Raw genomic sequence first — 14256 nt, 5'->3', positions numbered from 1 at the left:
ATTTAATGTTTGAAGGGGAGGATCAAAAACACCGAGGTGCCTTCGTTTTCCTTGCTTTTGATGCTGATGGAACCGCCGTGTAATTCTGCGATCCGTTTGGCAGTCGAGAGTCCCAAACCCAATCCGCTGGAGCGATATTCCACCGTGCCGGATTTGTGGGCATAGATATCGTTCAGTTCATAGAATTTACGGAAGATGTTTTTGATCTGAAATTCAGGTATTCCGATGCCGTTGTCTTGCACGAAAATGACGAGACTTTCCTTGTTGTCGATCTTTTCCTGGGGAAAGACAGAACGCCTGACGCCGATTGTGATGTTGCCAAAATTGTTGGTGAAGCGAATGGCGTTGAGAACGACGTTGTGTATCATGCGGTGGATGGCTTCCCAGTTTGCCATGATCTTGGGTAGCTTGGCTTCGATCTCCATCTTGATGAACATATTACGTTTGCGGGAGAGGATCTCCACTTCCTGATGCACCAGGTCGATTATCTCAGTAATTTCGATGGGAGCTTTGACAAGGTCTTTTGCCAAGTTGTAATAGTTCATCGTGCTGATATCACCTGAGCTGAGGATGAGCTTCTTGACCGAGCTCTCGATCTTACCAACGATTTCCTGCCGTTCTTCATCGTCCGAATAGAGCTTGCGCTTGAGCCTGGAGACATAGCCTTGCAGCGTAGTGAGCGGAGTATTGAGTTCATGGGAGACGATCGCCATAAATTCGTCTTTGATGCTTTCGATCTCGTTTAGTTCAGACCCCTTCTTCAATATGGCAGCATAATGGAGCGCGTTTTTGATCGAAATCTCCACCTGTTTTTGAAAGAGATCGATAATCTCATCGTTCAGATACATCTCTCGAGTGTTCTCTCCCAGATTATCCAGATAGAGATAGCCATAGACGATCATATCTACCCTGATCGGGCAGCTATAGATGGTGTGGATGGCATATTCCTGAACGCTGATCGAACTCTTGAAACTCTTGTCCTCGAGGGCGTTGAAGGTGCTCACTGCGCTTTGGGAAGTTTGGCTCATGGAAAGCGCTGTCTTGCTGATGCCGGACACATTGGAAAGTATTTGCTTTTGGTGATCCATCTGCACTTGATAAAGGTTGTTTCCCTCAGCGTCCTTTTTGATCAAAAACCCACGCGTGGCGTTGGTAAAATCGATCGCGGCTGAAACGATCTCCCGTTCCAGATCGAGGATATCGACGTTGCGCATCAGTTCATTTGAGATCTTCATCAGTTGGTTCATTTTGGCGATGCGCAAAGTGATTTCGGAATAGTCGTTGATCCTGATAATCAGAGCAGCGATGTGTTGTCTGCCGCTGCGGATGATCGACATCTCAGAGCGGGTGAATTCCAGCTCGCCGGAGTCGTTCACAATGATGAATCCGATCCTGCGGGTTCCGGAGACCAGGGGGATGATCATGGTGTGTTGATGATGAAAAGTGAAAACGACCAAGTTATCCGCATCAAATGCCCTCTCCACATAAGGAAGATATTCTGGGGTTATCAGGCTATCCTGAGCACAGTTATAGCTATGAAAACAATAGTAATTGGATATCTTTTCCGAATAGACCATGAGCTTAAATTGCCAGGGAGAGATCACCTGACAGATGCCTTTTTCGATGAGAAAGCGGATGCGTTCCACGCTGTTCAGATTGGCGATGTTATATAAGAGCTCGTTCCATTTGTTGCGCATATCCTTGCTGCGGGAAACGATGCGTACCAGCTCAAACTTTTTGAGCGTCTTGAGATTGCCGAGATTTACGGCGATATAGTTGGTTCGGTCGTCCTCGCAGATATCCGCAGTCACCTTATCGAGGAACGCCTGATAGCGTTCATATTCTTCCAAAGCGTTTAATTCGGCGTTCATCACAAGGAGGATTTGGACCTTCATTTGCATCAGTTCTACGGCGAGTTGATAATAATGATACTCTCCACAGAGTTCCAGACGACGGTTAACCTCCCGGAGAATGCCGCGCAGGGGGATCTCTTCATCTACGAGGTCAAGCATCAGCGATATGATATCCAGCTTCATCTGCCAATAGCGATACTCGTTTTCCGCGATGATTGGTCTCGCGGTTTCCACCAGTTCCCTTGCCTTTTGATAGTCTCCCATGCCGTAATGGCAAAAGACCTGCATCGTATAGAACACGGCGATGGCATAATTATTGCTGATCTCACCCGCATAGCGCATCGCCAATTTGAGTTCGCTGAGCGCGGTTTCATAGTCCTTTTCGGAATAAGCGAGCAAGCTGAGGACGTTGTGATAAAATTCCTCTTCGTGGATGTGGCTATAGTTGATATGCACGTTTTTGCGTACCAGACGACGCAGCTTTTGGGGGTTGGACATTTCGTTCAGATAGTAAAAATAGGTCTTTACCAAAGGATTGATCTCGGGGACATAGCCTTCCAAGAGCTGTGGCTCGTTTTCCTTGATAAAGCTAAGATAATATCCAAAGCCGATGATCTTGCTCTTGGCGAGGGCAAGATTGCGTTGTATCGCATCCAAATATCTGGTGCTTCCCACAGAGCGTACCAATACTCCGGCTTCGTTGAGCTTTATCTCCGCTCCCGTGAAATCCCCCATCTTGATCTTCGCTTCCCCCTGGTTGAGCAGAGCCAGCGACTGAATGATAGTGAGATTGAGTTTGGCTGCATAGTGGTGTGCCTGTTTGGCATATTCCATGGCTACGACGGTGATCCCCTGCTTCAGATAGAGATCCGCCATATTGTTGTAGATCAAGCCCAAATAACGGTTGATGTTGTGGCGTTTCCACAATCCCAGCGCGAGGTTCAAGTGTTCTGCCGCCTCGGAGATATTTTTCTGATCGCTGTAAAACACGCCCAGGTCGTTGTGGATCGCTGCCAGACGGAGCATCACGCGGGTGTCGTGTCCGGGAGGGATTTCCGCCAAAAAATCCTCGATGATCTTGATCGCTTTGTCGTTATCCTTGTTCAATGAATGATAGACTGCAAGGCGGTCAATATAGGCGATCTTCAGGTCAAGACTGAGCTGATGGGGATCGATCTTGTCCAGACAGAGCTTCATCTGCTTAGAATCGATGCGGTTATAGACTTGCGCGAGAGAAAGATAGCCCTGAACTCGCTGTCTGCCGGTGAGGGCAAGCTTTTCCGCTTGTTTGAAGAGTTCAAGAGCATTGCCCGTGTCCTCAGCGAGGAGCTTGAGGGTGCCCAAAACATAATACTTTTCAAACAGCTCAGGGATGCTGTCCCGATGGTCGATTATAAAATCCGCTTCCTTGAAAAACCCAGTGATCTCCGTCTTTTCCTGAAAGCAGATCAGATCAAGGATGACATCCTTCATATCGATGCCCGCGGCGGGCTCAAAATCTATCTTGAGCGCGCTGAGGATCGCTTCATAAGCCGCTTCATGATGGTTTTCCTCGCTGAGCAATTGATAAAGGCGCAGGCAGAAAAGACGCTTACAAACAAGGTCTCCCGCGATCTCGGAATTGGCGATGATGCCACGACAGGTCTCGATGTCCGTCACTGTCTTGGTTTTATAGTAGCGGATCACGCGTTTGGAGACGAGAATATGCACTTTGACCGCGGTTTCTTCAAAAAAGCGGAGCTTTGCTTCCGGAAATGTAAAATAGTAATGTTTGCCGCATTTGACGAGAATCTCGTTGTAGGTGGCATCACCCAACAGATTATAGAGATCGCTATCGCTCAATTTGAGGATCGAAAGAATCAATTCACGGGAGAGCGGGGTCTGGACAACGGATAACTTTTGCAGATGGGCATAGTTCGCCGCTGTGATATGGCTCATGCGAGAATAGACCGAATGGAGGATGCGGCTTGGTATGGCATAACCGGCGAGCGTATCAGGGAATATCAATTCCCCATCAACTCTCTTGATCTTATTCTTCAGTGTCAGATCCACAATGATTTCGCGCACAAATTGCGGATTTCCTGCGCTGCGGTGATGAACGATGGTGGCGAAACTCTCAGGCACCGATTCATGGACAAGGCGTTTCATGTATGCCAGAGTTTGTTCCGTGCTGAGCATCGGGATGTGGACAAGGATAGTGTGTTCGATCTGGTTTATTTTGTTGAATTCATTGCAACTCAGCACCACCATGATCCGGTTGCGCACGAGGAAGGGTGAAAGATAATTGATGAAATCGATCGTGTGGCGATTGACGTATTGGAAATTGCGGATAATGAAGATAATCGGCTTGCGGATGCTCAGATCGATCAATAACGATTTCACGGAGTCAAAATCTATGCGAAGCTCTTCCTGGGTTTGGGTGAGCGTTTTCGCTTCCTTCTCAGAGGCAAAGAGATAGCTCTTAAACTTATCCGAGATATTTTGCAAGCTCACATACTCGTTGATCTCCTCCGGCGAGAAGGATTGGATGTATTCCTTGATCAGCGCAAAAAAAGCCTCGTGATCCGTTCTTGTGCAGGCATAGTCATAGATAAAATACTCTCCGCCAAGGAGGTGGTAGCGGAATAGCGTGAGGATGTTGTCCTTGCCGAGTCCGTCACCACCCATCAACGAGATGATTTTGCCGTTGGATTGTTGCACCGATGGCAGGTGATCGAGAATCTGGTGGGAATAGTTTTCACGCACAATATAGCTGTTGAAACGCATTGTATTGACCATCGACCACGAGAGGGAGAAGGGATATTGGCGCTCTGTGGCGCGGTTGATATAAGCAATGATTTCCTGGCTGCTCTGAAAACGGTTGTCTGGATTGCGTTCAAGCAGCCGCAAAACGAGCTTTTCCAGTGATAGGGGGATGTCCTTATTCGACTCCGACGGGAAAATGGGGATGAAATACTGTTGACTGCCGGAAATCAGAGTGTTGATTTGTTCAAGGTTAAATGGAAAGGTGCGGGTGATAATGCGATAGAGGATCACGCCCAGTGAATAGAAATCGCTGGCAAAGCCAACCTCTTTTCCCATATAGACTTCCGGCGCGACATAAGGCAGGGTGCCGGAGATCATCTGCGAAGTGCTTTTCACATCCACCTTAGAAAATCCATAATCGATCAGCTTGACTATAGTCTGTTTCGAGTCTGTTTTGTAGAGGATGTTTTCCAGCTTCAGGTCTTTGTGGATGATGTTTTGGGTGTGCAAGGCGTGGAGCGCGTAGCAGATCTGGACGACGATCTCATAGAGAGCGCCGATCTTGGTCTTGCCAAACCGGAAACTGTTGAGCGTATTGCCCTCAAAATAGTCGCTGATAAAGTAGATATGATCGCCCACATGACCAAAATCCACCACCTGAGCGAGGTTTGGATGCTCAATCTTGGTGATGTGATGCATGTCTTCAGCGCTGAACCGGGCATAGATATCTTCCGAAGACAGATATTGGAAAAGCTTCAGCGTAAAAAGCCCCCCAGTGCGGATATCACGCACTTTATAGACATTTGCCCAGGTGCCGGAACCAAGTGATTCCAACACTTCGTATCTATGATCTATAAACATCGAAATCTTCTCCCTTATATCATTGCCCAAGTTTCTGAAATCCCCCCTCCTTGTCAATACTAATCTTTGCTCAGATACCCACGTTAATCTTGCCGGGGAATTCCAGTTGCATTTTCACCCTCCTCACGCCCTTGAGGATCAACATTATGGAAAGATATTATGGAAAGCTGTGGGGATACATCTTCGGAAGATTTGGGAAGATAGGGGGGCAGATTTGCCCATTTTTTGCCCATTTTTTGCCCAAACTTTCGTTTCCGCAGGATCGGCATACTGCGCTACTACTTGACAGCGTTAATCAAGCCTTAATCAAGCGTTAATCAAGCGTTAGTTTTATTACGCTTGATTAAGGCTTGATTAACGCTTTGAAAAGAGGAAGAAATAGTGATCTTTCCTTGATCTTTCCTGATTTTGGTTGACAGTTAAAGTGAGGAAAAATATGAAACGCAATGCAAAGAAAGCGGTTAGCTATAGTCGAAGCTTGAGAGAGTATGTGGTATATGAAGTTATAGGTGATGGCTTCAGCATAGCATCGGGTTGCGGCGATGCTTCAATTCAACAGATAATCGCTGAGACTGACAGGCACGCTGCCTTCATAGGTGTAGGGTTTGCGGATCTCGATGCCATAGGCGTCGATGATGAGCATGCCTCTGACGCGATAAGTGATCTCGCCTTTGACGGCACCCTTGACCGCGCCGATGATGGATTTCCAATTATTCACCTTAAACTGCATGCTCTCTTCCCGGGAAAATATATTCTCGTCGAAATTGAGCTGGTTGGCGAGGTTTCCCGTTCCGGCGGGTTTGTCATTGATAAAAATCTCCGCGGGAAACTCCTTTAGCCGGAAAGTGAAACCGTAGGGATTGAGCAGGATGAAATCGATCTTGATTTTGGTTTCCGCGATGCCAAGTTTGTCCACATAGCTGCGTTTAATCTGAAAAAGACCGGCGCCTTCGGCTTCAAAGCGCGGGATCATGTCTTCAAGGTGTTTGCGCAAGTCGAGCTCAACAGGTTCTTCAAAATCGAACTTTTTATTTGAGCAAAGCACCCTGCCCTCGCCTTTGCCGCTCACGTAGAAAAAGACTCTTGAATCGGATTTGTTGATCATCCGCACGGTGGGGCGGCTTTCGAGGCTGACCTTGAAATGCAGCGCGGCTGAGCGTTTTTTCGGAATCTCCACCGCTTTGCTCAGTTCCGCCATTCCAATGCGATCCCGGTCTATGTTGAGCAGATCAATATTGAGTTGATTCAGCTTCAATTGGTAGGAATTTGGGTTTTTGACCGAAATCGCGATCTCTAATTCGATCTTATCCGGACTGAAGGAAAGCACCTTCACGTCGTGGATCTTTTCCAAGATGGGTTTCTGGAAAAGCCACTTGCAGGAGTTGAGTGACAGGATCATCATCATGCAAAATATAGTGCTTGGATATCTCAAATTATGCTCCGAAAGGTAGTGTCATTTGATTGTTTGGTCGATCATGCGGCGAAACCAGATTTCCGCGGAAAGGATGTTGAAGAGCATCTCCGCCTGTGAGTTATCGCCTTTGAGATAGCTCTGCCAGCGGGCGTTGATCAATGGCAGATTCCAGATGCCGCGCCCACGGAAAACATGGTCTGTGAACAGCGAACCGATCTCGTCCTTGAGTTGGTTTCGCATCCACAATTGATGGAAGGGTGCGCCGAAGATGGATTTGTCCCTGCGTTTGAAGATTGCCTCGGGAACGATGCTTTGCATGGCGGCACGGTGGATTAGCTTGCCCTGAGGAGGTTTGATTTTATAGCTTGAAGGCAGGGAAAAAACCAGCTCCACCAAACGGTGATCGAGAAACGGCACACGGCTTTCGATGCCCGCCGCCATGGACATGCGGTCTTCATAATGCAACAGGGTCTGCAGCGAAGTCGTGTAGATCATATTATACAGGAACGAGGAAAGCTTGCCGGGGGCGAAATCTTTGATCTCTGTGAAGATATTGCCTTGGGATGATTTGAGGGCTTTTAGAGTAAAATGTGGAACAAAGGGATCAAAACGCAGGTGTTTCAGTTCATAGCCATAGAGTTTCCTCTCGCTGAAGATGCCGGAAAGCGCGATCTTGATAAGGCTTGAGACTTTATCAGCGGCATTCTTTCCCGCTAAGTATGAGCCAAGCTGTGACGGAAGCGTTTTTAGCTCTCCGCGTCTGATCAAATCCGCAAAATAGCGGTATTGGGCATGACGGTAGCCGCCGCTGAGTTCGTCGCTGCCTTGTCCATCCAAAAGAACTTTGATCCCTTGAGCCTGAGCAAGTTTCATCACCGCGTGCTGAGCGGCAAAACCAGCTCCCAGAGGCAGATCGTTATAGAAAGCGGCATCGGAAAAATCCGCCATTGCCGCTGCCGCGGATGGAGAAACGAGATGGGATACGCAGCCTGCGGATCGGCAAACCTCTTTGATCCATTTTCTTTCATCCAGAGCGGGAACCTCGCCAAACCAGGCGGAAAAAGTTTTCAGAGGTTTTTCAGTCATTGATGATGCCGCGCTAACGATGGCGGATGAATCAAGACCGCCGCTGAGACAGCTTCCCACTTCAATGTCTGCTCTGAGCTGCAGACGCACGGCATCGAGAAAGAGTTCCCGATAGCGTTGCGCGGCATCTTCAAAGCTCAATTTGCTGCTTTCAAAGGTCTCTGGGTCAAGTGTATAATACTCTTTGGTCTCTATCTTGCCGTTGTTTACCGAAAGAAAATGTCCCGGGCGCAGGGCTTTGATATTTTTGAAATAGGTCTCTTCCCCGTATGCGAGCATGCCGTTTATCTTCATGCCGCGCAAGAGCATCGGCAGATTCAGGTCTTTTTGGTCATCGGCATCGACCAATTGCTTGATCTCGGAGCCGAAGACGAGTTTTTTACCTATAACCTTGTAATAGAACGGCTTCACGCCAAATCGGTCGCGCGCACAAAATAGGCGTCCGGCTTCGGCATCCCAAAGCGCGAATGCCCAGATACCGTTAAATCTTTGCAAGCAAGCATCTTTCCAAGCATGATAGGCTTTGAGGATCACCTCGGTGTCCGATCCGCTGACAAATTCGTAGCCAAGCGCTTTCAGTTCCTCGCGCAGCTCGACATGGTTATAGATTTCTCCGTTGAAAACGATGTGCAGACCATGTTTATTGTCGCTCATCGGTTGATGTCCGGCAGCGCTGAGATCAAGAATTGAAAGACGGCGGAAGCCGAAAGCGAGGGTGGCGGCAAGTTTTTGGGGCAAACTGGGCAGATTATCAAATTCGCTGATGCTGTCATGTCCTCGGTAATGACGCGCTTCTCCACGATGGATATCCAGATATCCTTCGTCGTCCGGTCCCCGGTGTTTGATCAAACCGGTCATTCGTTCAAGCATTGCACCATCGATTCCAGCTCTCGCGTCAAGACAGTATATTCCGCTGATTCCGCACATGCGTTTTCTCCCTTTTGGTCAGGCTTTTTATCCTCATGCTCTGAGTCAAGAGATTTTCTTGCTTGACAGAAAAACCGCCTTCTCAAAAATGGGCGCATAAAATCAAGAAAGGAGTAGCCGTGAAAAAGTCCTCGATAACGCACCTGCGATATAACAAAGAAGCCAATCCCGAACGGCTGCTCGATCGTCTCTCCGAGAAGCTTGACGATAAGGAGGTTCTTGTTATGCTCTCAGCATTTAACGCGACATTGGAACCTTCAAGCACCTCTCACAGCCGCATCAGCTAAGAAAGCTGCCACTTGGCAGTAAAGCCAATCCGGACCGTTAGAACAAGTTTACTTTACCCTGTTCTGACAATCTCACCCAAATCCGCTGATTAATAAACACATAAGAGGAATCTAATGCAAGCACTTGGAATACAAATACTCGTGGAATTCTACGAATGCGATACAGAGATATTGAAGGACGAAAAATACATCGCCGAAGCGATGATCAAAGCCTGCGAAATCGGACAGGCAACCGTCGTCTCCCATACCTTTCATTCTTTCTCGCCATTTGGCGTGAGCGGCGTCGTCGTAATCGCTGAATCCCACGTGGCAATTCACACCTGGCCCGAATATGGATACGCCGCCGTGGATATCTTCACTTGCGGCGAGACCATCGATCCCTGGGCGCTGTTCAATCATCTCAAAGATGCCTTTAAGAGCAAGCACTCCAGCAAGATGGAACTCAAACGCGGTCTCTTTGACACTCATGGCGCCAAGCTAATGCACAAGCCGGAGGGCGCTTGAGCGATTCCGCTCGCTGGCACACAGACTTTCACAGTCCGGGACGCGGATTGACCTTTGCCGTGATAAAAAGTTTGCACGTTGAGGAGAGCGTCTATCAAAAGATCGAGATCATCGACACCCCGGATTTTGGCACCGTCATGCTGTTGGACGGAGTGTTGATGCTCACCACCGTTGATGAATTCGTCTATCACGAAATGCTTTGCCATCCCACGCTGTTCACTCATCCTCGACCGGAAAGGGTGCTGATAATTGGCGGTGGAGATTGCGGAACGCTGAAACGCGTGCTTTCCCATCCAGGGGTCAAACAAGCCACGCAGGTGGAGATCGATGAGATGGTCACCCGCGTTTCCCGCAAGTATTTTCCCGAACTGACCGCCTCAGAACAAGATCCGCGGGCAAGCTTGATCTTCCGCGATGGAATCGAGTATCTGAAACAAAACATGGCTGCTTTCGACGTCATTTTGGTGGATTCCACCGATCCGGTCGGACCCGCGGAAGGGCTTTTTCACACCGATTTCTATCAAAATTGTTTCGATTCACTGAAGCCGGACGGCATGCTCTGCATTCAGAGCGAAAGCCCCTATATCCCCGATCTGCAAAAGGTTATCAGAAAAAGCAATCAAAGCCTGAGATCGATCTTTCCTGCCGTCTATGCATACACAGCCGCGATCCAAACCTATCAAGCTGGGCTGTGGATGTATCAGATGGCGTCAAAAGTCCACGATCCATTTGCCAAAGATGTTTTCCCGCGTATTAATGAGTATTCGGGAGAGCTGAAATACTATAACGCGGATATCCATCGCGCTTGCTTTGCCCTGCCCCAATTCGCCAAAGCGCTAATCGGATAAAAGGTTCGTTGTGTAGCGCAGCATGCCGTTGCTGCGGAAACGATAATTATGGTTGACCGGTTTTCAATCCGCAGGATCGGCATCCTGCGCTACCCCCCAAAAAAAGCTTGCCATAAAACGTCTCTTCTGTATCATGTGAAACAAATAGCATATATGCTTGAGGTGGATCATGAAGATCAGGTTTTATATCATTGTATTGATACTGGCGCTGTTGGCGGCGAGCCCGCTCTGTGCCTTGCGTTTCGCCCGTTGGAACACATCCATGGGCTCTTTTACCGTTGAGCTCTATAACGATCTGGTACCGATCACTGCAAACAACTTTATCTCTCTAACCAACAGCGGATTCTACAATGGGTTGATCTTTCACCGGGTGATCAACGGATTCGTCATTCAAGACGGCTGTCCTTACGGAACTGGTTATGGGGGACCGGGCTACACGATCATGGATGAGTTTCATCCCGATCTCAATCACAACCAAGCCGGCATCCTTGCCATGGCGAGAACCAATGCGCCAAACTCTGCCGGCTCGCAATACTACTTTACTCTGGCACCGCAGCCTCATCTCAATGGAAATTATGCCGTCTTTGGAAAGGTGATTGAAGGGCTCGCAAACGTCCTCGCCATCGGAGCAGTGCCTACGAACGCCAATAATCTTCCCCTCACGCCGGTCACGATAAACACGCTGAGCATACTTGATCTGTCTATCGTAAATATCTCGCCCTCCCCAACCGAGACGATCTATTGCTCCGCGGGAATCCCCCAAATGTTTATCGTGGAAGCGGTTGCAAACCATTCGCCGCTGCATTTCAACTGGTCGGTGGATGGAACTCCCTCGACTAATTTCGATGACTTTATCTTTGAAACTGTCTTCAGCCAAAGCGGAAACCATCAGGTGCAATGCACCGTCAGCAGCGACGACTGGCAGCATACAATCAATTGGAGCCTCGTGGTCGGCTCAGCAATCTCGGATGAGACAGTTCCCCAGATTCCCCAGATTCTGCACATTCACCCCAATCCTTCCAAAAGCGGAATCAAAGCAAGTTTTACTACTGCCGAACCGGGATTATTTGATATAGAGGTGTTCGATCTCAGGGGTCGAATCATCCATCGTGAAACCGCATTCCTCTCTGCCATAGGCATGAACACGTAGCAGTGGAACGGCATGAACCGAAAAGGTGAAACTGCTGTCAGCGGCATCTACCACATTCGTTTCAAATCAGCCATGCAGACTATCAGTGGCAAGTGCACTATGCTCAAATGACTATAGGATATCAATAAATATGAAAAACTGGGATAATTCTGCTTGACAAGTTTTTGTATGCGTTTATCCTTGCGCTATGTTGTATGAGGAAAGATATGTTTAATATGTCCGCACTTGAGACAAACGACCCGAGCTATGAGCAGTTATACCGGAAAGTACATTCACGGCTGGGCTCAGAAGCCGGTACGCGTGATTATGCCACAGATATTACAAATCAGTACATGTTAAGAAAGGCGGGGAAAGGTTTATCAAGGAGCTCAGAATCATCGGAATATCAAACCCGCGCCGCGATCGAAACCTATTTTACCGAGCTGCGCAGATATAGTTTCTCGCTTGCCCTCAGACACACCGGAAAACCTGATCTGGCGGATGAGATCGCTCAAGACGCGATGATCATCCTGCTCAAATCCAATACTCCCAAACAATTTATCAAGGGCTGGCTGCACAAGGTCACTCTCAATCTCATCATTCGGAACATCCGGGACGAGATTCGAAACGAAAAGCTCGTTTCCGAGCTCATCCGTGAAGAGCAGATCGCGGTTCAAGTCCTCGAGCACGAACTGCCAGCTTTGGAAAGCATCAATCAGCCAAGCGCCATCAAGTATCTCGCCGGAAAGGACTTGCGCCAATATCAACAGATGATGCAATACAAAGACCTGAAGCAATATGCAGCCGCGACCAAAAACAGCTATGCCTGCGCGAGAGAACAGAGTGTTCGGATCCGGCACAACTTCAAAGCCTCTTACCTCAAAGCGCATGGCTGGGACAGCACACCGCAGATTCTCACTTATGAGAAATATAAGGCGATCAGACGTTTTTTGGGCAAGCTGGTCGATCTTTGCAAGGCAAATGCCATCTCCCGGCAACGCGAAACCAACCATACGGAATTTCTGCGCAAATACGGTGACGTGTTTGACGGAGTGCAAAATGTCTTCGATTGGGGCATCACGCCTGTGGGCGACAACCGTTATCGGGTCTATCTATTTGATAACGCCGACGGGGTGAATTCAATCATGATCTCGCTCGAGATATTTATTAGCAAAGCAAATCGGATACTGATCAGGACTTGCAAGCGCCACCGTCTTGCGTCAATGATCCCCATTCGGGAAGGCAAAGAACCGGAGATCGAAACAGGGAAAATGACCTTGCCACAGACTATTTTCAACCTATCGTAGCTGATTACCAGACAATCATTTCCACGCTATTGGTACCGACACTTTTCCTTTATCTCACACTATACGTGTATAAAAATAAAGGAGTTTTGAAATGAAAAAACTTTTAGCTACGACCGTGTTGTTCCTGCTGCTTGGAATGGGCAACCTGCTGGGAAACACAAAGCATGAGAACATCGACCCTTATACTTTGCCCGTCTATATCGGATGCATCAGTGATCCTCTCATCAAAGTGGTCTATGAGGACTCCACCGGCAAATACATCCTGGTAATCGTTGACGGTGTAATCAAGGTGTATTACTTGTAATGTTTTTGCTCGATGCAAAGGGGAAATACGTGCGGAACATGAAAGCGAACGGTGCGAGTTTCTCTGAGCGCGAAATCCGGGACGTGTGGGAAAAAGCGAGATATCAATCCGGTTTCGGTACCACCGAAAAGAGAGCCGATGTTTTAGGTTCCATAATCCAATTTGACAGTTATGGAGACACTTCATCGCTCTGTGGCTGGGAGATTGATCACATCATCCCGGTACAAAAAGGCGGAACAGATTTGCCCGGCAACCTGCAGCCCCTTCATTGGAAAAATAACCGTCGCAAGGGTAATGCCTATCCGTGGATCTGCTCATAGAGCGGAACGCAAAGACAAGATACATTTTCATCATGCTCCCGTGTGCATGTCGAGTGAGTCGTATGCGCAATATCTGAGGTTTGATGTTTATGGGAAGACGCCTTCCCGAAGGAGGTTTATGACAAATGATGAATGTTGATAAGGCGCAGATTATTTCTGCAGAGAATGTTCAGGTTTCAAAATCAGATAACTCTGATTTTTCTTGACAGCGAAGCGGAAAAGATCAGAGATGCAATTTTTGCAAAACCTAAACCATAATGATAAAATGGAGATTCAAAATGAAGAGAAGATTATTATCAGGCAAAGCTACCTCACTCCGCACACCCAAGGAGATTAAGCAACTACTTTTAGTTGCGGCTATCCTGCTAATAACCGGTCAGATTTTTGCGGTAACAGTAAATGGATCTGTCGCACTGAACACAAATCCAGATATTGTCTCCCTCACCCTTGCCCAAGCAAGACTTTACAATGTTGCCAATTTGCGGCTTGTTGCGGAAATTGCGCCTATCTCATCCGGGCAGTTTACCTTTGTGGCAACCGCTTTACCACCTGGGCAGTACTATGTGGAATGCGAGCTGTTCCAACCCGGGACAGTTAACTTCTATTACCCCAAGCAATCTAATGCGTTTACTGTAACTGCCAATACAACATTAGTTAATTTACCTCTGCTT

The 14256-nt window shown here is 48.0% G+C and carries 11 protein-coding genes; 8 read left to right on the top strand and 3 right to left on the bottom strand.

Features of this window, described 5'->3' with window-relative positions; genetic code table 11:
* Positions 1 to 2 precede the first annotated feature (2 nt).
* The 3 genes from Q8M98_01115 to asnB all read right to left on the bottom strand — a co-directional run bounded on the left by Q8M98_01115 (position 3) and on the right by asnB (position 8886).
* Positions 3 to 5459 carry a protein kinase gene (locus Q8M98_01115; protein MDP3113350.1) on the bottom strand — a complete coding sequence of 1819 codons (5457 nt, stop codon included), beginning with the start codon at positions 5457 to 5459 and terminating at the stop codon, positions 3 to 5.
* Between the two features lie 547 nt (positions 5460 to 6006).
* Complete coding sequence (locus Q8M98_01110) at positions 6007 to 6810, bottom strand: hypothetical protein (protein MDP3113349.1); 804 nt, start codon at positions 6808 to 6810, stop codon at positions 6007 to 6009.
* Positions 6811 to 6912: 102 nt separating this feature from the next.
* Entirely contained in the window at positions 6913 to 8886 is a 1974-nt protein-coding gene (gene asnB, locus Q8M98_01105) for an asparagine synthase (glutamine-hydrolyzing) (GenBank protein ID MDP3113348.1), read from the bottom strand.
* Positions 8887 to 8948: 62 nt separating this feature from the next.
* On the opposite strand from asnB, the gene Q8M98_01100 reads away from it, so the two are divergent.
* The 8 genes from Q8M98_01100 to Q8M98_01065 form a co-directional block, all read left to right on the top strand.
* Positions 8949 to 9173 carry a hypothetical protein gene (locus tag Q8M98_01100; protein MDP3113347.1) on the top strand — a complete coding sequence of 75 codons (225 nt, stop codon included), beginning with the start codon at positions 8949 to 8951 and terminating at the stop codon, positions 9171 to 9173.
* Between the two features lie 114 nt (positions 9174 to 9287).
* Positions 9288 to 9677, top strand: a complete 390-nt coding sequence (gene speD / locus Q8M98_01095; protein ID MDP3113346.1) for an adenosylmethionine decarboxylase — start codon at positions 9288 to 9290, stop codon at positions 9675 to 9677.
* Positions 9674 to 10525 carry a polyamine aminopropyltransferase gene (gene speE, locus Q8M98_01090; protein MDP3113345.1) on the top strand — a complete coding sequence of 284 codons (852 nt, stop codon included), beginning with the start codon at positions 9674 to 9676 and terminating at the stop codon, positions 10523 to 10525. Before speD ends, speE begins: the two co-directional genes overlap by 4 nt.
* A gap of 169 nt (positions 10526 to 10694) precedes the next feature.
* The gene (locus Q8M98_01085) at positions 10695 to 11675 is read left to right on the top strand and encodes a peptidylprolyl isomerase (GenBank protein MDP3113344.1); all 981 of its coding nucleotides are present in this window, start codon (positions 10695 to 10697) and stop codon (positions 11673 to 11675) included.
* A gap of 332 nt (positions 11676 to 12007) precedes the next feature.
* Positions 12008 to 12961 (top strand): sigma factor, encoded by a 954-nt coding sequence (locus Q8M98_01080; protein MDP3113343.1) that lies wholly within the window; start codon positions 12008 to 12010, stop codon positions 12959 to 12961.
* 91 nt (positions 12962 to 13052) lie between these two features.
* Complete coding sequence (locus Q8M98_01075) at positions 13053 to 13265, top strand: hypothetical protein (GenBank protein MDP3113342.1); 213 nt, start codon at positions 13053 to 13055, stop codon at positions 13263 to 13265.
* A 38-nt stretch (positions 13266 to 13303) separates the two neighbouring features.
* Positions 13304 to 13585, top strand: a complete 282-nt coding sequence (locus tag Q8M98_01070; protein MDP3113341.1) for an HNH endonuclease signature motif containing protein — start codon at positions 13304 to 13306, stop codon at positions 13583 to 13585.
* A 278-nt stretch (positions 13586 to 13863) separates the two neighbouring features.
* The coding region (locus Q8M98_01065; GenBank protein ID MDP3113340.1) for a hypothetical protein at positions 13864 to 14256 on the top strand (393 nt) is incomplete at its 3' end.

It is taken from the genome of Candidatus Cloacimonadaceae bacterium (assembly GCA_030693415.1).
GTDB lineage: Bacteria > Cloacimonadota > Cloacimonadia > Cloacimonadales > Cloacimonadaceae > JAUYAR01.
This window is presented reverse-complemented; position numbering and strand designations above follow the sequence as displayed.